Below are 24,986 nucleotides of genomic sequence, written 5' to 3' on the forward strand. Positions count from 1 at the left end.
CCAGCGGGATGTACGGCGGGATCTTGCTGGGCCATGAGCTGGAGGTTCGAGCGGGCTTAAGAGAGCGAACGAGCGGGTCGATCGCGCTGGTGGATGGGCTCTCGACCTTGCTGACCTTCCAGGTGGCGGGGCGATTGAACCACGGACTGCTCGGTGAAGGGATGCGGCGTTGGGAGAGGGGAGTGGAGGTTCGGACGGAGGCCTTGTCGCGAGGGCTGCCAAATCCCCCCCTGCCCCCCCTTTTTCAAAGGGGGGAGGGAAGAGTTCCCCCCTTTGAAAAAGGGAGGCTAGGGGGGATTTTCCCCGAGCTGGCTTTCGCCGGCGAAGCATCGAGCCTCAGACCCTCGCTCAACCTCACGGTGCGACTTCCCGAAACCTCGCCTCGTCCCAACTTCAGCTTCGGCCCGGCGGCCCCGGCGCCTAAGGCCGAACTCCGCATCCCGCGCGACGGAAGATCGCGGCCGGTCGACCGGTCGGTTTCACCCAATATTCGGATCATCGAGGGTCAAGGCGTCTTTTGGCTGATCGACGGCGACAGCACCCAAAGCCGGCGGCGCGATTTCGTGGTGCGGGTCGGCGAGGAAGTTTTGCCGCCGGGCGGCTCGCTTCGCCTTCGGCCCGGCCAATCGATTCATCTTGGCGACCAAGTCTACCGCTTCGCCGGCGCCGAGCTGAGCCAGGGCGAAATTTCAGTGCGCCGCGCGCTCAACTTCAGCTTTCCCCAAGCCGAGGCCGGTTTTCAACTCCACCTTCCGGTCGAGGGAGAAGCCTTGGCCGGTGGGCGGCGGAGGATCGCCACCGGCTCCCATGGCGAGGTCTTCCTCGAGGTCGAGGTCGGCGAGAATGGCCGGCTCCTGCGGGTCGAAGACGGCCAGGCCGAGATTCGGAGCCGGCTCCAGCTCCAGGGTCGGCGCTGGATCTTGGATAATTTTCCGGTGCGCAGCCCGCTCCTCACCACCATCTTCCTGGATTGGCTGACGACTCAGGCCTACGTCGAAGCCGCGACCTTGGAATTGCCGAACGTCGCGCCCGCCATTCACCGCATCTTGGAGCACGGCCTCATTCAAGATAGCTATACCCGGCATCTTGGCGGACCTTCGGGCCAGCGGCTGGTGACCCGGCCTCGCCCAACCTTGCTTCCGCCGGAGCTGGGCGAACGCCATCGGGCGGCGGCCGACCGGGCTTTTGCGGATTGGTCGGAGCGGCGCTTGGGTTTTCGCATTCCGACTTTGACCGAGATCGAGGCCGGCCACGCGATCCCGGCTTTCGACCGGCTCGGCGTCGAGCCGAGCATGGATGCCATCCTCCGGCATTTGGTGAGGAAAGAGGGGCGCTTCTTGGAAGTCGGCTACGGCGGCCGCCTCGAAACCTTGGAGGCGGTGGAGCGGCTCGGCGGCCGCGCCCTGGGACTTGAGCTGAATGGAACTTATCCGGCGAGCGTCGACCCGGCGGAGCTGCGGAAAGCCGAGCTCGACACGCTTTTCCTCAACGGATCGCCCTTTCTTTTCTTCGCCGGCCATCAAGTTTCGCTGCCCGGCGCCTTCGATCTCCTGCGGCCGGGCCTGCGGGCCCAGAATCTCTTGATCCAAGCTTACAACCCGCGGACGCCTTTCGAGATCCTCCGCCATTTCGAGGAATTGCACGGCCTTGTTTTCGAGCCGCTCTATTATCGGCCGGCTGCCTCGCTTCGCGAGCCGCCGCTCTTTCCCACCGACTGGTGCCAGCGGCCCGATACCCCTCACGCGGTTCTTGTCGCGCGCCGAGCCTCGCCTGAGTTAAAATAATTCCGCTGTTGGCAATGGCCATAAAGGAGGTTTGCGATGCTCAGCGTCCGCCGAGCCAAGGAGCGGGGCCATTTCGATCACGGTTGGCTTCAGACCTATCACACTTTCTCGTTCGGAGATTACCACGACCCTCATTTCATGGGCTTTCGCGACCTTCGGGTGATCAATGAGGACTGGGTCCAACCGGGCAAGGGTTTCGGAACTCACCCCCACCGCGACATGGAAATCCTGACCTATGTCCTCGAAGGCGTCTTGCAGCACAAGGACAGCATGGGAAATGGATCGACGATCCGGCCGGGCGAGGTCCAGCGGATGAGCGCCGGCACCGGCGTCACCCACAGCGAGTTCAATGCCTCGGACCGGGAGCCGGTCCACCTGCTGCAGATTTGGATCCTGCCCCGGGAAAAGGGGATGCCGCCGAGCTATGAGCAGAAGCCGGTTCCGCCGGCCAAGGGCGACAGCCCCTGGCGCTTGATCGCCTCCTCCGACGGCGCCGAGGCTTCGGTGACCGTCCATCAGGACGTGCGGGTTTTTCTGGCCGAGCTGGAGAGCGGGCGGAAAGTTTTTTTCCAGCACAAGCCCGACCGCCATCTTTGGCTTCAAGTGACCCGGGGCGAGCTGGAGCTGGGCGGCGAGACCTTGAAAGCCGGCGACGGCGTCGCGATCAGCGGCGAGCCCGACATCAATTTGACCGCCCACAGTCCGGCCGAAGTGTTGCTTTTTGATTTGGCCTAGTCGAGCTCTTACCCCCCCTTTGAAAAAGGGGGGCAGGGGGGATTTGAAAGCGCACCGAATCGCTAGGGAGATGAATTCACCGCCGGCTTCTATGCCGACGCTTTAAATCCCCCTTGATCCCCCTTTTTCAAAGGGGGAAAGGTCGATCCCTCAGACATTGAATCGGAAGTGCATGATGTCGCCGTCCTTGACGACGTAGTCTTTGCCTTCGATGCGCAGCAGGCCGGCTTCCTTCACCGCCTGCTCCGATTTGAGCCGCATCAAATCGTCGAAGTGATAGACCTCGGCCTTGATGAAGCCCTTTTCGAAGTCGCTGTGGATGACGCCGGCGGCCTGGGGCGCCTTGGCGTGGGTCGGGATGGTCCAAGCTCGGACTTCCTTCTCGCCGGCGGTGAAATAGGTCGAAAGGTTGAGCAGCTGATAGCCGGCCCGGGCCATCCGGTCCAAGCCCGACTCCTTCAAGCCCAAATCTTCCAAGAAAGCCTTTTGCTCGGCCTCGGGCAAATTGGAGATCTCGGCCTCGATCGCGCCGGAGAGCACGACGCAGGGCGAGCCTTCCTTCTCGGCGTAGGCCATCACCCGTTTCGCGAGCTCGCCCGGATCGGCCGCCTCCGCTTCGTTGACGTTGGCGACGTACATCACCGGCTTCAAGGTGAGGAGGAAGAGCTCGCGGATCGCCAGCTTTTCCTCGGGACTCAAGCCCAAGCGGCGGGCCGGAATGCCGTCTTCCAGGCCCTTGCGGACCTTCTGCAAAACCTCGAGCTCGGCCAAGGCCTCCTTGTTGCCGGACTTGGCGTTCTTGGTCGTGCGTTCCTGGCGCTTCTCGACGCCGGCCAAGTCGGCCAGCATCAGCTCGGTGTCGATGACCTCGATGTCGCGGAGCGGGTCGACGCTGCCCTCGACGTGGACGACGTCGTTGTCTTGAAAGCAGCGGACGATGTGGGCGATGGCGTCGGTGTTCTTGATGTTGCCCAAGAATTGATTGCCCAGGCCCTCGCCCTTGGAGGCGCCTTTGACCAGGCCGGCGATGTCGACGAACTCGACCGAGGTCGGGATGAGCTTCTGCGGCGGAATATACTGGGCGATCCGGGCCAGCCTTTCATCGGGCAGGGGGACGACGCCGACGTTGGGATCGATGGTGCAGAAAGGATAGTTCGCGGCCTGGGCCCCGGCGTGGGTCAGGGCGTTGAAGATGGTGGATTTGCCGACGTTGGGCAGGCCGACGATGCCGCAATTGAATCCCATGCCCCCGGACCTAACTTAGCCCCGGCGGGCGAGTAAAGCCCAATTAGACGCAGCTGCAGTCGACGCAGGGCAACTCGTCGGCGCAGTCGACGTCGGCATCGCAGGCTCCGCCGAAGGGCACGGTGCCGGGCTCGACGTTGACCGGCGCGCAGCCGTTGGGAGTCGGCGAGGGGCTCGGCCCGCCTTCGCAAAGGCAATTGAAGGAGCAGGTTTGGCCATCCGGACAATGCGAATCGACCGCGCATTCAGCCCCATTGCTGCCGGGCTCGCAGGAGCAGTCGCTGACGAAATCAAAAGGATTTTCGTCGCAAGTTTGGTGGGCTGGACAGTCGTTGTTGTTCAAGCAGCCGCAACCGCCGGTGCTTCCGAATTTGCCGAGCGCCAGAGCCGCTTCGCTGCATTCATCGTTGTTGCTGCAGCTGGCGAAGGCGAGGACGAAGAGGAGCAGGAAAATTTTCCAGGGCATGGAAACCTCCTTCCATGGGCGTGAGCTAAAATTCTTGGTCCCGCCGGGAGCTTTGACAAGAAATAATAGCGATGCCGGCTGAGCCGGGTCCGGAGAGGCCGGGCCGACGGCACCGTCCATGACTTGCTCCAATCCGCGGCTTTAGCTAACTTGCCGCCATGCACCGGCTTTTCTTGGTACTGGGGCTGATTTTCGGGGTTTCGGCCGGACAAGCGATGGAGGTGAAGGACGTGCCCAATCCGCGGGTCGAGCGGGGGAGCTATGTCCAAGACTCCGGCGGCTTGCTTAACCCCGACGACATCGCCAAGCTCGACAGCCTCGCCGTCGAGCTCGAAGCCAAGACCGGGGCCGAGCTGGCCTTCGTCACGATCGACCAGCTCGGCGGCATCGACGTCGAGGAATTCGCCAGCCGGCTCTTCAAACAATATGGCGTCGGCAAGAAGGGCCGGGACAACGGCATCCTGGTCTTGGTGGCCCGCGACGACCGGCGCTTTCGGGTCGAGGTCGGTTACGGCTTGGAAGGAACCCTGCCCGACGCCCTCTGCAAGCGGCTGATGGATCAGAAAGCGGTTCCGCGCTTCAAGCAGGGAGCTTTCGGCCTCGGTCTCTATGATTTGGGCGTGGCGTTGGCCACCAAGGTCGCGCAAAGCGAAGGCGTGGCTTTGAGCTTGCCCGGGCCGCCCGAAGCGGTGGACTCGGCCGAGGGGGCCCCGCCGCTCGGCTTGCTGGATTCGCCGCCGGAGCCATCGCCTTGGTCCGAATGGCGGCGCTGGCTTGGCGGGCTTTCCGTGCTCGGCTTGACCCTGCTGTTCATCGGCTGGCGGACCGCGCGGTTCCATCTCTCGCCTTCGATCGCCGGCCGCCGGCTGGCCTTCGGAAAATCCGGCACCGAATTTCCGGTTTTGCTGGTCCTCTTCGTCTTGGTCGTCACATTTTTCACCGCCGGCTTCGGCGGCGTCCATGTTTTGGTCATGCTCGGCGGGACCGTTTCGGCCGTGGGCTTGTGGGCGATATGGCGGAAAATTTACGGGCCGCGGGTCGAGAGCTACCGGCGCTTTTGCCCCAGCTGCCGAAAGCCGATGCAGCTGATCAATGAAAGAGAGGACGATTCCCGGCTGAAGGAAAATGAGATCGCCGAGGAGATTGCCGAAGGCATGGATTATGAGTTTTGGCGCTGCGCCCGCTGCCGCGCCGAGGAGCGCTTCGACGTCAAGCTGCCCTACGCCGATCCCTGTCCGCGCTGCCAAAACCGCAGCCTGGTGACCCTCATCGCCACCGTGGCCGAAGCCACTTACACTTCCAAGGGCCAGAAACGGACCGATAAGAATTGCAAGTACCGGGCCTGCAAGTTCGCCGAGACCACTTACCAGACCATCCCGATGAAGACGCGGTCCAGCTCCAGCGGGGGCTCCGGCGGCTACAGCGGCGGCGGTGGCGGCTCTTTCGGCGGGGGAAGCTCCGGCGGCGGCGGGGCTTCGGGCGGGTGGTGATTATTTCTTCCGTTCAATCACGTAATCGGCCAAACGCAGCAAGGCTTTCTTGGCCGGGCTGTCGGAGAGGGCCTTGAGGCTGGCCTTGGCGGCTTCCTTGCGCTCGCCGGCCAGCCCCAGGGCATAGTCGAGAGCGCCGTACTTTTTTAAAATCTCCAGCACCTTGAGGAAGATGTCGCGGCGGGCGCTGATCGTGGCGTCGCGGATGGTCTCGCGCTCTTCGTCGTTGCAGCGCTCCAGGGCGTAGAGCAGGGGCAGGGTGATCTTGCCTTCCTTCAGGTCGACGCCCTTCTCTTTGCCGAACTCGGCCTCGACGCTGACATAGTCCAGCACGTCGTCGGCCAACTGGAAGGCGATGCCCAGGTGCATGCCATAGTCGGCCAGGGCCCGCTCGATCGCCGGCTCGGCCTGGGCGATGATCGCGCCGACCTGGGTCGAGCAGGCCATCAGCATGCCGGTCTTGAACTCGACGATCTTGAAATACTCGGCCTCGCCCAGCCGGAGGTCCCGCGACTTGGTGATCTCCAGGACCTCGCCCTCGGTGGTGGTGGTGGTCGCGTCGGTGATCGAGCGCAGCACTTGGAGGTCGCCGTCCTGGGCGATCAGCGACGAAGCTTGGCAGTAGAGGAAATCGCCGACCAAGACCGACATCTTGTTGTCCCAGATCGAATTGCAGGAAGGCCGGCCGCGGCGGAGCTGGGCATTGTCGATCACGTCGTCGTGGAGCAGGGTCGCGGTGTGGATGTACTCGATCGCGGTCGCCAGGCTTAAGACCCGGGGCCCGCGGTAGCCGCAGGCTTGGGCCGCCAAGAGGCAGAGGATGGGGCGGAGTCGCTTGCCGCCGCTCATCACGATGTGGCCGGCGATCTGGGTGACCGAGGGCACATGGCTCTGGAGGTTCTTCTGGATCTCGCCCTCGACCAAACCGAGCTCTTCCTTGAGGCTCAGCGCCAGCTCGTCGAGACAGTCTTTTTCAACAATTTCATTCATTTTCGCGGTGATTCCATCGTAGGATGCCAAAGTCAAGGACCAACCATGCTCACCATGCCCGCCCGAGCCCTGCACAGCCGCGACATCCGTCTCGAGGGCGGGGAGACCGGCGTTTTGCTGCTTCACGGCTTCACCGCCACCGCCGATTCGATGCGCTATCTGGCCGAAGCCCTCAACAAGGCGAAATTCACGGTGATCGCCCCGCTCCTGGCCGGCCACGGCACCCAGGTCGAGCATCTCGAAAAGACCCATTGGAAGGATTGGTACCGCAGCGCCGAGGACTCGCTCCACGCCTTGAAGGCCGAGTGCAAGCAGGTCATGGTGGCCGGCCTCTCGATGGGCGGCCTGCTGGCGGTCCATCTGGCTTATCACCACAAGGCGACGGTCAAGGCCCTGGGCTTGATGGCGACTCCGCTCTTTCTCGATAATTTTCTGGTCCGCAACGTCTTCCCGGCGATCTGGAAGACGCCGCTCAAGCGGGTCTACAAATACCAGCCCAAGACCATCGCCTCGATCCGCGATCCCGAGGCCCGGCGGCGCTATCAGACTTACCACAAGGTGCCGGTGGTCTCGGTGGCCAACCTCCTCGATCTCCAGCAAACCGCCCGCCAGGAGCTGAAGCATCTGCGCCAGCCGACGATCATCCTCCACTCGTTCCATGACGAGACCGTGCCCTACGGCAACCTCGATTACATCAAGGCCCTCTTGGCCAGCGACGAGGTCGAAACCGTGACCTTGAAGAAGAGCAACCACATCATCACCGTCGATTACGACAAGGATTTGGTGGCCAAGCGGCTGATCCGCTTTTTTAAACGCCACTCTTAATCCCCCCTTTGAAAAGGGGGGTTAGGGGGGATTTAAAGCGGTGGCGGGAAATCCAAAGAACCGATTCTAATGTGAGGCGATTTCTAAATCCCCCCTGCCCCCCTTTTTCAAAGGGGGGGAGTCTAAAAAAAGGAAGCGCCGCGAGGGGACGGGTCCCTCACGGCGCTTCGCCGGGTCCACAAAGTGGGGGCTTAGGCGCGGCGGCGCCGCATGCCCAAGAGTCCGAGGCCCAGTCCTATCAGGGCCAAGGTGTCCCCCGAGAATCCGGTTCCACCGTTCAAGCTGCAGCCGCTGCCTTCGAGCACCGGCTGGCCCGGGTCGGTGACTTGATTGGGATCGTCGGTTGCCGGCGGCTCGGTGGGGATGGGCGTCGGCGTAGGGGTTGGGGTCGGCTCCGGCGTCGGCGTCGGCACCGGGCAGGGACCATAGGCCGGCATGGCCTGAGGGCCGGGCTCGATCGGCACCGGCGGCGGGGTCGGTCGAGGCAGGGTGGTGAAATCGTCGGCTCCGGTAGGAGGTGGAGTCGGCGTCGGAACGGGCTCGGTCCCGAACCAGGGATCGCAGTGCGGAGGCAGAGCTCCGGCCGAAGCGGGAGCCGCGGCCAAACCGCCGACAAGCATTGCTAAAACCAAAAATAAAGCCTTCATGATCGTCTCCTTTTTCTCGGGGCCCGGGGTGCCTCAAGCCCGTCGCTTTCAGGAAATTACAATAAAAAGGCCAAAGCCCCCATTGCCCGAATAAATGTACAACTATTTGAATTTTAAAGATTAATTAAAAAATAAATTGGCAAACCAGGAGAATGGGGTCATCATTTTGTGAAGCGATTTCATAAAAATGTGAAATAGGGGGCCCCGTGGAAGATTCCCAGGCTTATGCGGCGGAGAATGAATTGGGCCGAGGCAGCTTTGGCAAGGTCTATCGGGTTCATAACCGCCGGATGGAGCACTTCGCCTTGAAGGTTTTGAGCGAAGGCCAAGCCGGCACCGGGCTCAAGCGGGAATTGAATTTCCTCACTCGCTGCTCCCATCCCCATCTGGTGAAGGTGGTCGACTTCTTGCCGGAAACGGCCGGCATCAAGGGCATCGCGGAATCGGGCCCCGGCCTGGTGCTCGAATACCTTTCCGGTCCCGGCTTGGCCGAGGCTTTGGAATCGGCTCCGCCCGAGGATTGGATTCAAGCTTTCGCCCAAGCCCTGAGCGCCTTGACCTACCTCCATCGGCGGGGACTGCGGCACGGCGATTTAAAGCCGAGCAATTTTAAGTTCGCCAAAAAGCGCCAACTCAAGCTGCTCGACTTCGGATTGGCCGCCGAAAACGTCGGGGCCCAGGACGGCGGCTACAGCGGCACCTGGGACTACCTGGCCCCCGAAGCCTTGGGCGGAACGGCCGGTCCCGGCTCGGACCTCTTCGCCTTGGCCTCGGTATTCTATCAGCTCGCCACCGGCCGCTTACCTTATCCCGGCAGCGCCTTGGCCGAGAAATTTCTCGACGCGCCCCTGCCGCTGACGAAGTGGCGGCCGAATTTCCCCGAAGGTTTTGCCCGGCTTCTCGGGCGGATGCTCGAGCCCGAGCTCGAAAAGCGAATCCGCAGCGCCGAATCGGCTTTGAAGGTTCTGCGCCGGCTTTTCCCCAAGCAGGCGCCGGCCGAGAGCGGCGAGGAGCCCCCGGCCTTTCTAGGCCGCGAGGCTTGGCGCGCCGCCATGAAAAACGCGGTCGCCGACTGGGCCGCCGGCCGGGCTCGCGCTCCGCTTTGGCTCTTGAGCGGCGGCCCCGGCTCCGGCCGCAGCCGCTGCCTTGAGGAAATTCGCTGGCAGGCCTTGCAAAGCGATCTGCCGCTGCGCCGCTTGGACGAGACCTCGCCGGCCGAATGGCGGGCCGCGCTCCAGGCGGGCCCGGCCCTGCTGGCTTATGCCGATCTCCACCGCGCGCCCGAAGCTCGGCAAAAAGAGCTGCTCGAATTTTTAGGCTCGCTCCGGCCGGCCTCGATCGGCTTGCTCCTCGAGTTCGACGAGAGCGCGCCGAATTTGCTCCCGGAGCTTCGGGCTTGGCTGAGCTCGGCCGCGGAGGCGCAGCGTTGGCGGGTCGAACCATTCAGTCGGGAGGAAAGCCGGGAATTCCTTCGCGAGGCCTTAGGCGAAGAGCTGAGCCCGGCCTCGGTCGAGACCGCTCATCGCCTGAGCGGCGGCTTGCCGGTCTTGCTGCAGGTTTTGAGCGAGGTGGCGGGGAAGACGGGGGCAGCGGGGCTGAAGCCCGGGGCTACCGGATTTGCCACCGGACTTGTCGCCCGGGGCTTCAGCCCCGCCCAACCTTGGCCCTTGCCCGAGTCTTGGCTCGAGGAAAAAAAGCAGGCTTGGCGGCGCCTCAAACCCGAAGCCCGGCAGATCCTGCTGGCCTGGGCTTTGTTGCTGCAGCCCGAAGCGCTGGAGCCCTTGGCCGCCGTTTTGGAAATCCCTCAAAATCGTTTTGACGCGGCGATGACGCAGCTCGAGGCTCAACAGCTTTTGATTCCCATGCTGCGCAGCCAAATTCCGGCTTGGTCCGGCGGTGAAGCGGCCGCCATGGCGAAGAAACTTTATCTCCACTTCTCGGCCCCGGGCGGAGCCCAGCCCTTGACCTTGGCGGCCTTGGCCGAAGCCGCCGGCCTGGTCGAGGAGTTCTGGCGCCAGGGCAGCCGGGCCGCCGAGCAGCTCAGCGCCGCCGGCGATGCCGAAGCGGCGGTCGAGCTTTACCAACGGCTGCTTGGCGGCCCGCTCTCGGATTTGGAGCGGGCCCATGCCTACGCTTACTTGGCGGCGGCCTTGAGTCGGCTCGGCCGCTTCGAGGAGGCCGCCGAGGCCTATGAAAACTGGTATGAGGTGGCCGAGGACGACGGCAGCGGCGTTCAGACCCTCAAATATTTTTACCTCATGGGGCTCAATGCCCAGCATCAGGGTCAAAAAGCCAAGGCCAAGAAGCTTTACGACCGGGCCTTGGCCGCCGCGGCGCCGGAGCGCTTCGCCCAGCACCAGCCCTTTTGGCGCAAGGTCCTGGCCCTGCGCGGCCGGCTCGAGCAGGAGGAAGGCAACCCGGCCGCGGCCCGGGGTTTCTTCGAGCAAGGCTTGGCCGGCGCCGGCCAAGCCGCGCCGGAGCTGGCCCAGCTCCTGCGTCACCGCGGCCTTTTGGAATTGAGCGAAGGCCTTCGGGAGAAGGCTCGGGAGTCCTGGGAAGAAGCCCTGGCGATGAGCCGGAAGCTCGGCGACGAGGAGGGCTTCGCCAACACCGCTCCCTTGCTCGCCGACTTGGCCCAGCAGATGGGCGACTATGACCGGGCTTTGGAGATCCAGTCCCAGGTCCTGGCCTTGGCCGAGAAAAATCAGGACCGGCTCAAGCAGGGGCGGACTCACAGCAACATGGCCTCGATCCTGATCGAGGCCGCCGACTACGGCCGGGCGGCCGAAGCCGCGGCCCGAGCCCAGGCCTTCTTCGAGCGCGGCGGCACCGACCTTGACCATTGGATCCACGGTTTCAACCTGGCCACCCTCCAAGTTTATTTGGGCGAGAGCCTGCCGCTTTTCTTGGAAGAAACCGGCGTCGAGGCTCGCCAGCTGAAGCGGCCCGACCTGCTGGGCTATCTCGAACGGCTGCGCGGCGAAGCCTTCCGCTTGCGCCGGAACTATGCCGACGCCTTGGCCGCTTATCGAAGCTCGCAAGAGCATTTCGCCCAGGCCGCGGCGGCCGAGGAGGTCGACTTGAGCCGCTGGCACGAATGCTTCACCGAAGCCTTGGCCGGCGACATCGAGGCCGCTCGGCGGAGCGCCGCCCGGGCCGGGTCGCCGCGCTGGCAGGGTTTGGCTCATTGGTTTGCGGCCGTCGGCGGGGAAACCGCGCTTTCGCCGGAGCGGCTCGAAAGGGCTCTCGAGGAGCTGCGGCGGGCGGCGCCCGAGGAAGTCCTGCTCTTGGCGCTCCAAGCCGGCGGCGAGCTTTTGCTTCGTCATGGCTTCGACGCAGCGGCCGAGCGGGTGCGGAGCGAGGCCTTCGACCGGCTCGAGGCCCTTTACCGGGGCTTGCCCGAGGACCGGCAGCTCGGTTTCGAGCAGCGCGAGGACTATCGCCGCTTGGCCGAGGCGCGGCGGATGCGGCTCAAGGCCGAAGGGCTGTCTCGCGAGAAGTTCTTGGCCTTCGCTAAGATCAACAAGCGGCTCAACGAGGAGCGCGATTTCGCCCAAGTCCTCGAGCAGGTGATGGACGCGGCGATGAGCCTAGCCGGCGGCGAGCGCGGCTTCCTCCTGCTCCGCGAGGCCGAGAGCGCCGAGCAGATCCTGCCGGGCTTCAAGGTCGAGACCGCCCGCAACCTGAAGCGGGAGAACCTGAGCAGCGAGGAGTTCAAGATCAGCCTATCGGTGGTCCAGGAAGCGCTGCGCCGCCGGGTGGCCCTGCTCACCGACGATGCCCAGGCCGACCCTTCCTTCCGCCACGCCGAGAGCATCCAACGCTACGGCCTGCGCTCGATCCTGGCCCTGCCGCTGGTCGGCGCCGGCGCCTGCCTCGGGGTGCTCTATCTCGATCACCGCTTCGAGATCGGCGCCTTCTCCGAGGAGAAGCTGCTCTTCCTCAAGGCCTTCGCCGATCAGGCGGTGCTGGCGATCGAGAAAGCTCGGACCTTGGGCGAGCTGGCCCAAGCTAAGCGGGCCTTGGAGCACCGGGTCGAGGAGCAGGATCATGAGTTGGAGCGCATCGGTCTGGAGCTGGCCGAGGCCCGGAAGAACCTGCGTTACGGCTACGAGGAGATCGTCGGCCAATCGCCGGCCATGATCAAGGTCTTAAGCCTGCTCGACCGGGTGGTCGACAGCCGGCTGGCGGTCTGGATCCACGGCGAATCGGGCACCGGCAAGGAGCTGATCGCCCGGGCCCTCCATTTCCACGGCGAGCGCAAGGCCGGACCCTTCATCGCCGAGAACTGCAGCGCGATTCCGGAAAACTTGCTCGAGAGCGTCCTCTTCGGCCACGTCAAAGGGGCCTTCACTCACGCCGAAAGAGAGCGGATGGGCCTCTTCGAAGCGGCCAACGGCGGCACCATCTTCTTGGACGAGATCGGCGACATGCCGCTGCCGATGCAGGCCAAGCTGCTCCGGGTGCTGCAAGAAGGCGAGCTCCGCCGGCTCGGCTCCAATCGGGCGGTGAAGGTCGACGTTCGCGTCATCTCGGCGACCAACAAGGACCTCAAGGAAATGGTTCGGACCGGGAAGTTCCGCGAGGACCTCTACTTCCGCCTCAATGGCATTCGAGTCCAATTGCCGCCCTTGCGCCAGCGTCGCGAGGACATCCCGCCCTTGGTCCGGCGCTTTTTGAAAAAGGCGGCCGAGGAGAGCGGCAAGCCCGAGCTCGGGATCAGCGAAGCGGCCCTGGGGTTGCTCGCGGCCTACGATTGGCCCGGCAATATCCGGGAGCTGGAGAACACCGTGCGCAATGCGGTGCTCTTCGCCGAGAACGACACGATCACCAGCGAGACCTTGGGTTTCAAGCCGGAGCTGAAGGAGGGTCAGGTCGAAACGACGGCGGTAGCCGCGTCATCGGCCGAAAGCTCGGACCAGCCGCCGGAGCGCGAAGCCCTTTTCCAAGCCCTGCGCGGCAGCGGCTTTCATAAAGGCGAGGCCGCCAAGGCGATGGGGATCAGCACCCGCCATCTCTACAATTTGTTGGAGAAATACGAGCTGCCCAAGAACAAGTGGGCCCTGAAAAAATTAGTAGGTTAGATCGGTCGCACCGTGGCCCGGCTCGGGCTCCTCGGTGGGCGGCGGCGGCGGAATCGCCAGGTCATCGCTGGCCGATTTCTCGTCATCGGGCTCGATCGGGGTTCCCGGTTGATGGTCGGCGCCGGGCTGAATGGTCGGTTGACCCTGGCCTTGGCCGACTTCGCCGATGGAGCCGCCGGGACCGCCGCCTTCGAGGGCCCCGCCACCGACGCAGGCGCCGAGGCAGAAAAGCAGCGTCGCAATCAAAACCAGGGAATATGGCTGGGTGACTTTCATTGGCCCTCTGCAGAGATCTTCGGCTCAGGGGGTTGAAAAGTTGTTCCTTGTTCCAGTCTGGGACGGGAGGAGCTCTTTGTGAATCTAATTTTAAGGGCTTTGAAAAAGAAGAGGTCGGGTGGGCCGGCCAGAGGGCTCGGGGTTATTGGCTACGGCCCACCCTTCCTCAAGAAATTGTCAAAAACCTTTCGGTTTTAGAGCTTTTCCAGGCTGTGCCCCCGGATCGTCTCTGACAATCTATAAAGCAAAGGCAGTGCCAAATGGGCCAAATATTTAACTGCTTGATATTACGTGCTTTTATCAGGTCATTGATTTGAGGAACGGGAATAATGGCAAATTTTTATTCTCAATATGTGAACTAATCGTTCAAAAATTTCCTCTTGATCGAGACAGGGGCCCTCTTTAGATTGCCGCTCGATGTCTCTCCCCCTGATCTCGGCCCTGCTCCTGCTCTTTCTTTTCTTCGGCTATCATTTTTATGGCCGATTTCTTTCCAAGACCCTCAGGTTGAATCCCCAGACCCCGACGCCGGCGGTGGAGCAAAACGACGGGATCGACTACGTCCCGACCAAGCCCTTCTATTTATTGGGCCAGCATTTCAGCGCCATTGCCGCCGCCGGCCCGATTGCCGGCCCCATTCTGGCCTGCCAGCAATTCGGCTGGCTGCCCTGCCTGCTCTGGATCGGCTTGGGCGCAGTCTTGATCGGGGCGGTCCACGACTTTTCCTCGCTGGTCGCTTCGGTCCGGCACCGCGGCCATTCGGTGGCCGAGATCATCAAGCTCAACATCGGGTCGCGGGCCTGGCTCGGCATGATGCTCTTCATCTGGGTCTCGCTGATCTACGTGATCGTCGCCTTCACCGACATCACCGCCGGCACCTTCGTCGGCCGGATCGAGGAGCTGGAAGGCATGCAGCTCGGTTTCGAGCGCGGCGGAGCGGTGGCCGCGGCCAGCGCGATGTATTTGACGGTGTCGATTTTGATGGGCCTGATCCAGCGGAAGTGGAACCCGCCGCTTTGGATCCTGACTTTGATCTTCGTGCCGGCGACCCTCGGCGCCGTCTATCTCGGCACCCAAATTTCGACCTGGCTGCTGCTCGACCAAAAGTCCTGGGCGCTGATCATCCTACTTTATTGCTTGGTAGCTTCGCTCTTGCCGGTCTGGCTCCTCTTGCAGCCCCGGGGCTATCTGGGCGGTTTCGTGCTTTACATGGCCTTGGCGATCGGAGTGATCGGGGTCTTCTTCGGCGGCTATGAGATCAAGCAGGATTACTTCAAGGCTTGGCACGGAACGGCCCTGACCAGCTCGCTCTTTCCCTTCCTCTTCGTGACCATCGCCTGCGGGGCCTGCTCCGGCTTTCACGGCTTGGTCTGCTCGGGCACCACCAGCAAACAGATTGCCAAGGAGACCGACTGCCGCGAGGTCGGCTACGGCGCAATGCTGCTCGAGGGCTTCGTCGCGATGATCGCTTTGGCGACGGTGATGATTCTAGCCAACGGCGAGGCCAAGGGTTCGCCGGGCGCCATTTACGGCGCCGGCATCGGGAAATTTTTGACGCTGATCCTGGGCAAGGAGAACTTGGTCTTCGCCATCACCTTCGGCGCGATGGCCTTCTCGACCTTCGTCTTCGACACCCTCGACGTCGCGACCCGGCTCGGCCGCTATATCCTGCAGGAGTTGATCGGCAGCCAAGGCCGGACGGTCGCGGTCTTGGCCACCGGGTTGACGGTGGGGATTCCGGCGCTCTTTCTCTTGCTGGCCAAGGGGAGCGGCTGGTCTTCCTTCTGGGTGCTATTCGGCACCTCCAACCAGCTGTTGGCGGCGCTGACCTTGCTCGGCGTTACGGTCTGGCTGAAGCGGAGCGGCCGAACTTACTGGTTCACCCTGCTGCCGATGGGCTTCGTCTTGGTCATTACGGTGTGGTCGCTGTTGATCCAGATCCTGGCCGGCTATCGAGCTTTCCTCGAGACCGGCTCGCTCGGCCAAATCCCGGTCATCAATGCGCTGGTTTCGGCGCTGCTCTTGGCCCTGGCGGGCCTGGTCTCGGCCGAAGCCCTCCGGGTGCTGCGGCGAAGCCCGGCTCTGGCCTTTTAGCGATTTCGGCTCGGCACGGCGTTCTGCGAGGTGCGGCGGTTAAGCTTCACCATGGGGCGAGCTATTTGCCGAGTCGCCGACTCATGAACGCCGTTCTCCTTCATCATCGCTTGCCGGGCGGCGAAGCTGCCGGCATAGAGGGCCATTCCCAGGCCGAGGCTGGAGCCGACGGCGCCGGCCATGCTCAGCTGGCGCAGGTCGGTCGGCAGCGGCTCGGCCGCCGGGCTTCCGGCCTTCTTCTCGATGTCCCGATACAGGGTCATCACGCCGGGGTCGAAGTCGTAGCTCCTCACCTTGGCCGGGTCCAACTCCGGATTCTTTTCGCCCTCGTACTTTTCGCGGTGATAGCGGTTGTATTCGCCGCTGTCGTACCAGGTGGTGTAGGTCGCCGATTTGCGGATCTTGCCGAGGAGCTCCAGCTTTTGAGCCGGGGTCTGGTCGGCCAGGAACTTGTCGTTCTGGAAGAGATCGCCGACCGGCGTGGTGAGATAAGTGCTGATGCGCTTGGTCTCGGGGTCCTTCTCGAACTCGATCTCGTAGACCTTGCCGCCGATCAGGGCCATTTTGGTGTCGGAATAATGGCCCCGGCCCAGCACCTCTTGGAGGTAGGGCACGCGCTTGCCGCCGCCGACGTCTTCGTAACCGACCCGGTAGTTCTTGCCGTTGACCAGCTTGTAGGACTCGTGCTCGCCGATTGGATCCAGCGGCAGCTTTTTCGGGTCGACCCGGCGAGTCACCTCGTCGGTCATGTCGACCGCATCCGTTTCGTCGGGCTTGGTGATATCGCCCGAAGTCTGGCGGAAATAAATGTCGTCCAGGCCCTCGGCTTGGCGCCGGGCCAGTTGGCTTCCCTTATCGATATCGGGGTTCGACAAAATAATGCTGTTCCAAGACATGGGATCCTCCTTCAATAACCTCGGGATCTCCTAAAGCAAGCCTGGGGCCAAAATTTTCAAATTTATAAGTGGTTGATATTAATATATTTTTAATGAAGGAAGGCCAGCTGTTGACTCTTGTTCACAGAAAATACTTCCTAATTTGTGAACTATTCCCAAAAGAAAACCCCTCCGGCCTCACGCCGAAGGGGTTTGTCTGGATAGAAGGGAGAGAAGCTTATTTACGGCGTCGGGCCAGGGCCAAGCCAGCCAAGGGCAGCAGGGCCAGGAGGTTGAAGGCCGAGCCGGCGGCATGGGCAACCATCGAGCAGCCACCGGAAGCTTCGGGCTGGTTCTGGTCGTTGATACCGTCATCGTTGTTTTGGTCGTCGTTGGCGCCATCATCGACTGGAGCTTGCTCGACCACGAAGCGGATATCGAGCACGCCATCCTGGTGGAATTCCCGAGCCTCGTCGAAAAAGGCGATCGGATCGCTTGGCGAGCTCTCGATTTCATCCAAGTTGCCGCCGAAAATCACCTCGACCTTGGCGCCGGACGATTCCAGGGTCAGCGGGAAGGCGCTGCTGATCTCCGCCTTTTCGCTGGTGGACTTGAACTTGATGTTCATTCCATAGCCGATGGGGTCGGTGCCGGTGATCTCGAGCACATTGTTGGCGCTGACGTCGGTGTAACCGAGGAAGGAGAAACCACCGAGCCAACTACCGCCTTCGAATTTCAGCTCGGCGCTAAGCTCGATCACCTCGCCGTCCTTCGGGAAGGCTTCGACCTTGTTGTCGTCGATGCTGTAGATCAGCCGGGTGCTTTCCGCCGATTCGGCCGGAATGGTGACCAGGAGGTGGTCCGCGCTATCCAAGTCCACGCTTTTTAACTCGGCCATGGCTTGGCCAGCGAAGATCAGGTTGAGAGCGAGGAGGCCAAGGGCCAGTTTGTGTTTTCTTTGGGTCTTCATACGATCATCCTTAATAGGCAATTGTGGAGTGCCCGGTTATTGTTGCGATCCCTTGCGGAATCGAAAGAGGGAGATTGCAGGCCGGGGGCCAAGGAGATGGATCGTTGAAATAATTAGAGAAATTGGAAATTAGCGGCCTGAAAAGATGGGGCTCGGGCCGCAAACGTGAAGTTTTGTGAAGTCCTGAGGAGCGAAGCGACGAAGGATCTGCGACCTCCTAAGGTAGATGGTCCATCTTGTGAGGTCGTAGATCCTTCACTTCGTTCAGGATGACATTACGGCTTGATAATTGGGCGATTGGCACTGATCTGGTGGACCGGTTTCCAGCTCGAATCGGGGTCGTATTCGGTCATTTTGAGCGCGGTCTTGGCGGTCCCCCGGCCCAGGTCCTTTTGCAAGACCCGGCCATCGGGCCCGACCAGGAAACTCATGATACCGGAGCTGCCATAGCTCATCGGATAGGCGAGGAGGGCGAAGCCCTGAGTTTGCTTGCCGTCCTGGATGAAGCTCTTGGCGCCGCCCGGAGCCTTTTTGCTCTGCTCGCCCAGGGCTTGAAAATAATAACCGTGATGGATCAACCGCCTCTCGCCGCCGGGCAGGTCTTGAATCGTCGCCTGGCCGATGGCTGGGCCGACCGGGCTGGTCGCGCGGGGATCCTTCGAATCCCAGTAGAGACCGTTCTTTTGCCCGGGATCGCTGACGAAACGCTGGGCGTATTCCTTAACGCCATCGCCGTTGCGGTCCTGCTGGAAATACTCCTGTTGGGCCCGGGCGTAATCCTCGGCGCCGGCGATCGCATCGAGCTCGTTGGCGCCGATGCGGCGGTTGAGGATTTCCTCGCGGCCGGTCTTGGTGTCGAAGGCCCAGGACTTGCCTTGGCGCTTCAAGGGAATCGGGAAGGACCATTGGTCCTGGCCGACGAGGAGGACCGTGCGGTCCTTGCCGAGCGGCGACCAGGAGCTTTGCTCGGCGGCCCGTTTGAGAAAGGCCTGGCGGCGCTCCTGATCTTGCGCCGCATCGCCCGAGGTCCAGAGATCGGAAGCTTCGGGGCCGAAGATTTTTTTCAAGGCCGATTCGGGGTCGGCGCCGGCGAGGGCTTGGACCAAAGCCTGCTGAGCCTGCTCGGGACTGGCGAATTTCTCGGCCGCCCAAAGACTGAAGCTAAAGGCGAGACAGCCCAGGGCCAAGAGCGCCGACATCCATTTTCGGAAAGGGCTTTGCATTTTCGCTCCTCTTAGCGGCGAAAGCCGCCGCCTCCATGAAAGCCACCGCCGCCGAATCCGCCGCCACCGAAGCGGCCGAACCCTCCGCCGCCGCCGCGGCTTTGAAATCCGCGGAAACTATCCTCGCCGCCGAAGTTGCGGTCGCCCCGATCGCCGAACATGTTGGCGTTGGCTTGGCGGTCGCGGCTTCCGGCCATGTCGCGCTGAAAGCTCTGGAGGTTGGATTGGGCCGAGGCCCCGCCGCCCAGGCCGCTGCCGTGGTTCTTGGCGAAGGGCGATTCGGCGGCGCCCAGGTTGCCGCTGCGGCCGGTGGTCGGATTGCTCCGATTGTAATCGTGCTGCCAGTTGTTGGTGTTGTTGTTGATGTTGGTGTTGCGGTTCCAGGTATTGTTGTTGATGTTGTAATTGTTGATCGTGACGTTATTCCAGCCATGGGGGCCCCAATAGCCGCCGCAGCAGACGATGGTGTTGCCGCCCCAATAAAATCCGGTCGAGAGCCAGGCGCCCATCGCCAGGCCGGCGCTGAAAGTCATCAAGGGCACCACCGCCGCCACCGCGCTGGTGCTGTAGACCAAGGTCGGATCGTAGGTCGGGACGTAGACCACCTCGGGGTTGGCCGGCACGATCTCGATCTTGTTGCTGGAGTCGGTGCTGACTTTCTGCTGGGCGGTCGATTTGAGGTTACCCTGCTGCTGCGCCTGGGCTCGCAAGTTTTGGATCGCCTGCATCACGTCCGGCTGCTGATTGATGACCGCTTGGCCCAGTCGCTGGGTCCAGTCGAGCTTGTCGTTCATCATCTTGAGGGTCGAGGGGTAGTGGGCCACCGCCTTGACGCTCGGATCCCAGCTCTGGGAGTCGATCTTCGAGAAGTCGCCGGAGCCATGGATGATCCGGGCGGCGTCGACGATTTCCAGCGGATAGGTCGAAGCCGGGAGGATCTGGGCCAGCAGCGGGTCGGGGTAAAGCGCGATCGGCCCCAGCAATTGCTCGAGCTGGGACATCGAGAGCTTGGCGCCGGAAGAGCTTTGAGCCCGCAGGGCCGGTGGGAGCAGGATCAAGCAGAGCGCGAGGGCGAGCGCATGGAATTTCATGATGGCCTCCGGGCTGGGTTTCGATTTAAATAAATCGGTCGCGAAAATTATGGGAGAGACGCCGGCCGGGGTCGAGAATTATTTATGGAGAAATTGCAATTTTATTCCGAGCTGATCCCCTGGATCGTGCTGGGCCTGCTGCTCGGCATGCTGGTTTGCGTGGAGCTGGGCTACGTTTACGGCATCCGCAAGCGCCGCCGGGCCTCGGGCCTCGAAGACGGCAGCAGCACCGGCACCATCGAGACTTCGATCCTCGCCTTGCTGGGCCTGCTTTTGGCTTTCACCTTCAGCGCGGCCCAATCGCGGATGGACCAGCGGCGCCAGCTCATCATCCAGGAGGCCAATGCCATCGGCACCGCTTACCTGCGGCTGGATATTTTACCGGAAGCCGCCCAGCCCGAGCTGCGCCTGGCGTTCAAGGAGTATCTCGACACCCGCATCGCGGTCTACCGAGCCGTTCCCGATATGCCGAAGGTTTCCCGGGAGCTGAAGAAGGCCCAGGGCCTGCAACAGCGGATTTGGTCCGAGGCGGTTCGGGCGGTCAAGGGGGGCGAGCCCGGCGCCGCCGTGGTGGTTCTCCCGGCCTTGAACGAAATGATCGACATCACGACCACCCGCACCACCATGGCCCTGATCCATACACCGCTGGCGATTTTCGCCCTGCTTTGGACCTTGGCCCTGCTCGGCGCGGCGGTCGCCGGATATGGAATGTCGAAAAGCCCGAACCGCAGCTGGTTTCATCGCTTGGCTTTCGTCGCCATCATTTCGGCTACCATCTTCGTCATCATGGATTTGGAATTCCCCCGTCGCGGCTTGATCCGGCTCGACAGCATGGACCAGCTCCTGGTCGAGCTGCGGGAATCGATGGGGCCCTAGAAAAAACCCCCCGGCTCTTGAAAGGGCCGGGGGGTTCTCCACCCTTTACCCAGAACACCTGGCGGTGCCTATGTCCTCAACGGCCTCTTAACCCCTGGTCGGAGAATTTCCCGAGTCCTCTGGCCGTTGAGAAAAATTCTAGAAGGGAGCGCTGGAAACGTCGTCCGAATTTCCTTTCCGGACGACCGAAAGAAAATCCGAACTAATTCCTTCCCCTCGGCCCGGGCCTTTAAGATAATATTAACGGATATTTATGCCCTTACTTCCCGCGCTTATGCTGATTGCGTTGGTGATCGGGGCTCTCCTGATCGCGGCCCTGCTTTTTCGGCGGGACAATCGCAAAGCCAACATTCTGTTGGCCGGAATTCTGGCCGCCTCGCTGCTTTATCAATATTCTCAAGTCGTCCGGGTCGGCAAAATCGACCCTCGTTATCCCTACTTATGGGGGTTGGGCTTCATCGCCAGCGTCATGATCCCGGCCTTGGTTTACCTCTATGTCTTGGTCCTGACGACCCCGGGATTTCGTTGGAAAAAAAGCCTTTGGCTGCATTTCGCCCCCAGCGGCCTCGCCTTGGCGATCGCGATATCGGCTTGGGTCTCCTTGGCGCGGGTCGAGGGCGATCCCAGCCCCGAATTGCGGGCCTGGTTCCGCTATTTCTGCACCGTCCTCGACGTTCTGGTTTCCGGCTTTTATTTTTACGCCTCTTATCGCCAAATCCGCCATTACCAGTCTCAGCTGGAGTCGTTCTTCTCCCATCTGCGGAAAGTCCGGCTGCTTTGGCTGAAGATATTGCTATTGATGGTCGTTTTGCCCTGGCTGGTTCAAGTCGTCGACGTCTTGGGCGGCCCCTTCACTCGATTGGAAACCGTGACGGTTCCACTCATCACCTTGATTTTCCTGCTGATGGGCTTTTTCGGCCTCCGCCAATCGGTGCTCTTCCTGAAGGACGAGGACTGGCCCTTGCCCCAGCCAGTCTCGGTTCTAAAAAAAGAAATCGTCGCGCCGCCGGAGACCAGGATCACTTTCTCCGAAGAGAAGTTGGAGGAATGGCGGCGGAAGCTCGAGAAATACATGGCCGAGCAAAAACCCTACCTCGATCCCGAGCTTCGGCTGGTCCACCTGTCCGAGGCGATCGGGCTCAAGCCCTATCAGGTCTCGGAAATTCTCAATCGGGGAATTCGCAGCAATTTCTATGACTATATCAATCGCTTTCGGATCGAAGAGGCCAAGCGCCGGCTCCGCGATCCGGCTTTCGCCCACATGAATATTTTGGGCATTGCCAACGACAGCGGCTTCAATTCCAAGTCAGTCTTCAACGAGACCTTCCGCAAGTTTACGGGCGCCACCCCCTCGAATTTTCGCGAGATGACGGAATCCACCGCTTCTTCAGGCAGTGCCTGAGTCCGCATCAAGCATTCCGGACGTTTCTTTGGCCCAATCGGTCGCGGTGCGCCCCTTTCCCCTCTAGTCTGCGGCCTACCCAAAAATCGCCATTCGAAGAAATGGAGGAACCGTGCAGTACTTTCGGAAGCTCTTTATTTTCTTAGTGCTTTTTTCAGGCTTGGGTCTTGGCTGCGCTCCCCAGCGTCCCACGCCCCAAGCCGCCGACCGCTGGGATTTGCCCAAAACCGAAGATTCTCGGCCTCGTCCCCGGCCCCCATGGACCTTTGCCGATTTCGTCGTCCAAGATTTGGATTTTCCCTTCCTCCCTTCGATCTGGCCGACCCAGGGTTCGGTGACCAGCGATTATGGGATGCGGCTTTCGCCCATCCATCGCGAGAAGAAGTTCCATGGCGGCTTGGATATCGCTGCGCCGGTGGGCTCGCCGATTTTCGCCACCGCCGACGCGGTGGTGAGCTTTTCGGGATACCAAGGAGGCTATGGCCGGGTTTTGATTCTCGATCACGGCTTGGGCTTGGCGACGCTTTACGCCCATGCCTCGAAAGTCTTCGCCAAAAAGGGCGATCGGGTGAGGCAGGGTCAGATCATTGCCGCGGTGGGAAAATCGGGGGATACAACGGGCCCTCATCTCCACTATGAGGTGCGGGTTCAGGGTTTGTCTCAAGATCCGCGGCCCTATGGTCTGGCGGATGACCATTGATTCGAAATTCCGAGGGGGTCATCCCGGTATGCTCCCGAAAGGCCTTGTTGAAGACCGACTTGGAGTTGAAGCCGCTGTCGTTGGCGATGCCCAAAATATTCATGTGGGCGAAAGCCGAGTCGCGGAGCCGGCGCTTGGCCTCTTCGATCCGGAAACGGTTGATGTAATCGTAAAAGGTCGATCCGACGCCGAGGTTGAGGATCTCGGAAACTTGATAAGGTTTGAGGCCGAGCGCTCGCGCCAAATCCTCGAGCCGGAGGCCGGTTTGAAGATAGGGCCGCTTTTCCTCGACGAATTTGCAAAGCTTGACCGTCCATTCGGCCAATTCGGGATGGGAGAAGAAGATCGGTCCTTTGGAGCTCTCGGTGCCGGCCACCACCGATGGAGGCCGCTCCTCTGGAAGCCCGGCCCCACGAAATTTACCAGCCAACCAACAAGCGGCTCCCATCAGCAGTATACCGGCGAGAAATCCCGAAAAAAATATAGCGAAGGGAAAGCTCAATGTGCCGCCAATCTCGCATTTCGGCGGCGCGGCGTCGTAGGGATTAAATATTTCGGTCGTCCGGCTTTATAGATCGGGTCCCCGTTCAGCGGACCGAGGTCGGAAATCGCCGCCGGCGGAAATAATAGAGCAGCGCCGGCGCCAGCAAGAACAGGGCTTGAGCCCCGGCTCGGCCTTCAGCGGCTCCGCTCAGGCTCGCTAGGCAGCCGCCTTGGGTGAGGACCGGGGTCGGCGTCGGCGTGGGGGTCGGAATCGGCGGCGCCGTGGGGGTCGGAGTCGGGGTGGGCGTGGGAATCGGCTGAAATTCCAAAGCCCCCATGTCGGGATTGGTTCCGGGGATCGCCGGCCGGGGATTACCGTCGAAATCGGTCGAGGGCATCGAAGGCGCCAGCGGATCGCCTTGGTCGATGACCGGCGAGAGTGCCGTCAGATGGAAGTCGTCGTTGGCCGAGTCGACGAAGAGCGGATCGACGTCGAGGTTGGCGCTTTGGTTGACGGTCGGAGCCGGGCCGCAAATGCCCAGCGGGTCGGCGGTGCCGGCGCTGAAGTATTCCGTAAAATCGTTGTTGAAGAGATTGACCGTTCCGCCGTCCTCGCAGGTCCAGATGTCGTCGCCGTCGCCGTCAGCGGTGTTGGACCAGACGATGTTGTTGAAGATATTGATCACGTCGGTGTCGTCCTCGATCTCGATGGCGATGCCGCCGCCGTCGGTTCCGGCGCCGTTGTTGAACAAGGTGTTGTTGGTGACTTGGATCTTGCCGACGCCGTCGGAGACGTTGGTCCGAATCCCGCCGCCGGTGAGATCGGCGCTGTTCGAGGCGAAGATGTTGTTGACGATGGTGATGGTCCCCGGAAAAACCTCGGCGAAGAGGCCGCCGCCATCGCCGCCGCCGTCGGAGTCGATCGCGGCATTACCCAGGAAAAGATTGTTGGAGACGGTGGTCACGCCGTCGCCGAGGGTGTCGGTCGAAAGGCCGCCGCCGTCGCCCGAGAATGCCTGATTATTGATGAAGCGGCAGTGGTCGACCGTGATGTCGGCGTCCAAGGGCTGGCCGACAAACAAGCCGCCGCCGTCGTCGGAAGCGAAGCCGTTCTGAAAGGTCAAGTTCTGAATGGTGATGTCGGCATTGTCGTCGGCCAGCAAGCCGCTGATGTTGATGAACATGCCTCGGGAGTCGCTGCCGCCGTCGATCACCGAGGCGCCGGGCGCGGCGTCGCCGATCACGGTGAGCGGGAAATTTTCGTCGGGATCGGGGACGTAGGTGAAGGTGTTGCCACCGGCCGAGCTGTAGGTCCCGGCCGCCACCTGGAGGGTGTCGCCCTCGCTATTGCACTCGGCCACCGCCAGGGCATCTTGCAGTGTGCAGAGGGTTCCGCCGGCCGGGTTGACGCAGGCGACGCAGGCGCCGGGAGTGGCGCCGGCGGTGACGTTGAGCGTGGCGGCACCGGCGGTCGAGCACAGGCCAAGGATGAAAGCGGTTGCGAGGGAAAGGGCGCTTTTCATGAAGGCCTCCTGGGCGAGGATTTCGAACAAGCCTCTAAATACTTCTAGAAGTTCCCTAAGTGCAAGAAATAGATCGGTTTTAGCGAAGGAGCCTCAAACCTTCGAGAGCGATGCAGGAACCCTGCAACTTTCCGAAAATTCGCAAGACCAGTTTTTGAGACATAAAATAATTTTATTAATTACATATATTTATATTGTTACAAAGAA

The 24,986-nt window shown here is 61.8% G+C and carries 21 protein-coding genes; 11 read left to right on the top strand and 10 right to left on the bottom strand.

All coding sequences use genetic code 11. From position 1 onward, the window contains the following. Together VJR29_11535 and VJR29_11540 are read left to right on the top strand one after the other, a co-directional pair. The coding region (locus VJR29_11535) for a hypothetical protein (GenBank protein HKY64041.1) at window positions 1-1,784 on the top strand (1,784 nt) is incomplete at its 5' end. Window positions 1,785-1,820: 36 nt separating this feature from the next. After that, the gene (locus tag VJR29_11540; GenBank protein ID HKY64042.1) at window positions 1,821-2,519 is read left to right on the top strand and encodes a pirin family protein; all 699 of its coding nucleotides are present in this window, start codon (window positions 1,821-1,823) and stop codon (window positions 2,517-2,519) included. 150 nt (window positions 2,520-2,669) lie between these two features. Here VJR29_11540 and ychF read toward each other — a convergent pair whose 3' ends face one another. Then, window positions 2,670-3,764 carry a redox-regulated ATPase YchF gene (gene ychF, locus VJR29_11545; GenBank protein HKY64043.1) on the bottom strand — a complete coding sequence of 365 codons (1,095 nt, stop codon included), beginning with the start codon at window positions 3,762-3,764 and terminating at the stop codon, window positions 2,670-2,672. A 43-nt stretch (window positions 3,765-3,807) separates the two neighbouring features. Then, entirely contained in the window at window positions 3,808-4,230 is a 423-nt protein-coding gene (locus VJR29_11550) for a hypothetical protein (GenBank protein ID HKY64044.1), read from the bottom strand. 158 nt (window positions 4,231-4,388) lie between these two features. Here VJR29_11550 and VJR29_11555 point away from each other — a divergent pair, with 158 nt between their 5' ends. Then, window positions 4,389-5,720 (top strand): TPM domain-containing protein, encoded by a 1,332-nt coding sequence (locus VJR29_11555; GenBank protein HKY64045.1) that lies wholly within the window; start codon window positions 4,389-4,391, stop codon window positions 5,718-5,720. Here VJR29_11555 and VJR29_11560 read toward each other — a convergent pair whose 3' ends face one another. Continuing rightward, window positions 5,721-6,710: a polyprenyl synthetase family protein gene (locus tag VJR29_11560; protein ID HKY64046.1), complete on the bottom strand. Its 990-nt coding sequence runs from the start codon at window positions 6,708-6,710 to the stop codon at window positions 5,721-5,723. A gap of 45 nt (window positions 6,711-6,755) precedes the next feature. Between VJR29_11560 and VJR29_11565 the strand changes: the two genes are divergently transcribed. Beyond that, entirely contained in the window at window positions 6,756-7,535 is a 780-nt protein-coding gene (locus VJR29_11565; protein HKY64047.1) for an alpha/beta fold hydrolase, read from the top strand. A 191-nt stretch (window positions 7,536-7,726) separates the two neighbouring features. On the opposite strand, the gene VJR29_11570 is transcribed toward VJR29_11565, so the two are convergent. Continuing rightward, window positions 7,727-8,182 carry a hypothetical protein gene (locus VJR29_11570; protein ID HKY64048.1) on the bottom strand — a complete coding sequence of 152 codons (456 nt, stop codon included), beginning with the start codon at window positions 8,180-8,182 and terminating at the stop codon, window positions 7,727-7,729. 206 nt (window positions 8,183-8,388) lie between these two features. Here VJR29_11570 and VJR29_11575 point away from each other — a divergent pair, with 206 nt between their 5' ends. Then, a complete protein-coding gene (locus tag VJR29_11575) occupies window positions 8,389-13,266 on the top strand; it encodes a sigma 54-interacting transcriptional regulator (GenBank protein HKY64049.1) in 4,878 nt (1,625 codons plus the stop codon). Here the strand turns inward: VJR29_11575 and VJR29_11580 are convergent. Continuing rightward, the gene (locus tag VJR29_11580; GenBank protein ID HKY64050.1) at window positions 13,255-13,542 is read right to left on the bottom strand and encodes a hypothetical protein; all 288 of its coding nucleotides are present in this window, start codon (window positions 13,540-13,542) and stop codon (window positions 13,255-13,257) included. The genes VJR29_11575 and VJR29_11580 overlap by 12 nt on opposite strands. Before the next feature lie 417 nt (window positions 13,543-13,959). Here VJR29_11580 and VJR29_11585 point away from each other — a divergent pair, with 417 nt between their 5' ends. Further along, complete coding sequence (locus tag VJR29_11585) at window positions 13,960-15,636, top strand: carbon starvation CstA family protein (protein HKY64051.1); 1,677 nt, start codon at window positions 13,960-13,962, stop codon at window positions 15,634-15,636. Here VJR29_11585 and VJR29_11590 read toward each other — a convergent pair. The 4 genes from VJR29_11590 to VJR29_11605 form a co-directional block, all read right to left on the bottom strand. Further along, window positions 15,633-16,532 (bottom strand): hypothetical protein, encoded by a 900-nt coding sequence (locus tag VJR29_11590; protein HKY64052.1) that lies wholly within the window; start codon window positions 16,530-16,532, stop codon window positions 15,633-15,635. The two genes, VJR29_11585 and VJR29_11590, sit on opposite strands and share 4 nt — an antisense overlap. A 217-nt stretch (window positions 16,533-16,749) precedes the next feature. After that, window positions 16,750-17,481, bottom strand: coding sequence for a hypothetical protein (locus tag VJR29_11595; GenBank protein ID HKY64053.1), 732 nt, complete (start codon window positions 17,479-17,481; stop codon window positions 16,750-16,752). 275 nt (window positions 17,482-17,756) lie between these two features. Further along, window positions 17,757-18,704 carry a DUF2950 domain-containing protein gene (locus VJR29_11600; GenBank protein ID HKY64054.1) on the bottom strand — a complete coding sequence of 316 codons (948 nt, stop codon included), beginning with the start codon at window positions 18,702-18,704 and terminating at the stop codon, window positions 17,757-17,759. An 11-nt stretch (window positions 18,705-18,715) separates the two neighbouring features. Next, window positions 18,716-19,795 carry a DUF3300 domain-containing protein gene (locus VJR29_11605; protein ID HKY64055.1) on the bottom strand — a complete coding sequence of 360 codons (1,080 nt, stop codon included), beginning with the start codon at window positions 19,793-19,795 and terminating at the stop codon, window positions 18,716-18,718. 84 nt (window positions 19,796-19,879) lie between these two features. On the opposite strand from VJR29_11605, the gene VJR29_11610 reads away from it, so the two are divergent. The 4 genes from VJR29_11610 to VJR29_11625 all read left to right on the top strand — a co-directional run bounded on the left by VJR29_11610 (window position 19,880) and on the right by VJR29_11625 (window position 23,347). Further along, window positions 19,880-20,671, top strand: coding sequence for a DUF4239 domain-containing protein (locus VJR29_11610; GenBank protein HKY64056.1), 792 nt, complete (start codon window positions 19,880-19,882; stop codon window positions 20,669-20,671). A gap of 274 nt (window positions 20,672-20,945) precedes the next feature. Further along, on the top strand, window positions 20,946-22,073 hold the full coding sequence (locus VJR29_11615; protein ID HKY64057.1) for a helix-turn-helix domain-containing protein: 1,128 nt from the start codon (window positions 20,946-20,948) through the stop codon (window positions 22,071-22,073). 112 nt (window positions 22,074-22,185) lie between these two features. Further along, complete coding sequence (locus tag VJR29_11620; GenBank protein HKY64058.1) at window positions 22,186-22,773, top strand: M23 family metallopeptidase; 588 nt, start codon at window positions 22,186-22,188, stop codon at window positions 22,771-22,773. Between the two features lie 28 nt (window positions 22,774-22,801). Continuing rightward, a complete protein-coding gene (locus tag VJR29_11625) occupies window positions 22,802-23,347 on the top strand; it encodes a hypothetical protein (GenBank protein ID HKY64059.1) in 546 nt (181 codons plus the stop codon). 13 nt (window positions 23,348-23,360) lie between these two features. Here the strand turns inward: VJR29_11625 and VJR29_11630 are convergent, their stop codons facing one another. Beyond that, window positions 23,361-24,779, bottom strand: coding sequence for a choice-of-anchor Q domain-containing protein (locus VJR29_11630; GenBank protein ID HKY64060.1), 1,419 nt, complete (start codon window positions 24,777-24,779; stop codon window positions 23,361-23,363). Between VJR29_11630 and VJR29_11635 the strand changes: the two genes are divergently transcribed. Then, window positions 24,778-24,986 (top strand): hypothetical protein (locus VJR29_11635; GenBank protein HKY64061.1); only part of this gene is annotated, 209 nt, incomplete at its 3' end. The genes VJR29_11630 and VJR29_11635 overlap by 2 nt on opposite strands.

The organism is bacterium (genome assembly GCA_035281585.1).
In the GTDB taxonomy this organism is placed as follows: Bacteria; UBA10199; UBA10199; order DSSB01; family DSSB01; genus DATEDP01.

Excerpts from the sequence above, each read along its gene's own strand:
- ychF (HKY64043.1), bottom strand. The coding sequence starts at position 3,764 with ATGGGATTCAATTGCGGCATCGTCGGCCTGCCCAACGTCGGCAAATCC.
- VJR29_11630 (HKY64060.1), bottom strand. The coding sequence starts at position 24,779 with ATGAAAAGCGCCCTTTCCCTCGCAACCGCTTTCATCCTTGGCCTGTGC.
- VJR29_11590 (HKY64052.1), bottom strand. The coding sequence starts at position 16,532 with ATGTCTTGGAACAGCATTATTTTGTCGAACCCCGATATCGATAAGGGA.
- VJR29_11625 (HKY64059.1), top strand. The coding sequence starts at position 22,802 with ATGCTCCCGAAAGGCCTTGTTGAAGACCGACTTGGAGTTGAAGCCGCT.
- VJR29_11605 (HKY64055.1), bottom strand. The coding sequence starts at position 19,795 with ATGAAATTCCATGCGCTCGCCCTCGCGCTCTGCTTGATCCTGCTCCCA.
- VJR29_11610 (HKY64056.1), top strand. The coding sequence starts at position 19,880 with ATGGAGAAATTGCAATTTTATTCCGAGCTGATCCCCTGGATCGTGCTG.
- VJR29_11585 (HKY64051.1), top strand. The coding sequence starts at position 13,960 with ATGTCTCTCCCCCTGATCTCGGCCCTGCTCCTGCTCTTTCTTTTCTTC.
- VJR29_11560 (HKY64046.1), bottom strand. The coding sequence starts at position 6,710 with ATGAATGAAATTGTTGAAAAAGACTGTCTCGACGAGCTGGCGCTGAGC.
- VJR29_11580 (HKY64050.1), bottom strand. The coding sequence starts at position 13,542 with ATGAAAGTCACCCAGCCATATTCCCTGGTTTTGATTGCGACGCTGCTT.
- VJR29_11555 (HKY64045.1), top strand. The coding sequence starts at position 4,389 with ATGCACCGGCTTTTCTTGGTACTGGGGCTGATTTTCGGGGTTTCGGCC.
- VJR29_11600 (HKY64054.1), bottom strand. The coding sequence starts at position 18,704 with ATGCAAAGCCCTTTCCGAAAATGGATGTCGGCGCTCTTGGCCCTGGGC.
- VJR29_11595 (HKY64053.1), bottom strand. The coding sequence starts at position 17,481 with ATGAAGACCCAAAGAAAACACAAACTGGCCCTTGGCCTCCTCGCTCTC.
- VJR29_11570 (HKY64048.1), bottom strand. The coding sequence starts at position 8,182 with ATGAAGGCTTTATTTTTGGTTTTAGCAATGCTTGTCGGCGGTTTGGCC.
- VJR29_11540 (HKY64042.1), top strand. The coding sequence starts at position 1,821 with ATGCTCAGCGTCCGCCGAGCCAAGGAGCGGGGCCATTTCGATCACGGT.
- VJR29_11550 (HKY64044.1), bottom strand. The coding sequence starts at position 4,230 with ATGCCCTGGAAAATTTTCCTGCTCCTCTTCGTCCTCGCCTTCGCCAGC.
- VJR29_11615 (HKY64057.1), top strand. The coding sequence starts at position 20,946 with ATGCTGATTGCGTTGGTGATCGGGGCTCTCCTGATCGCGGCCCTGCTT.
- VJR29_11565 (HKY64047.1), top strand. The coding sequence starts at position 6,756 with ATGCTCACCATGCCCGCCCGAGCCCTGCACAGCCGCGACATCCGTCTC.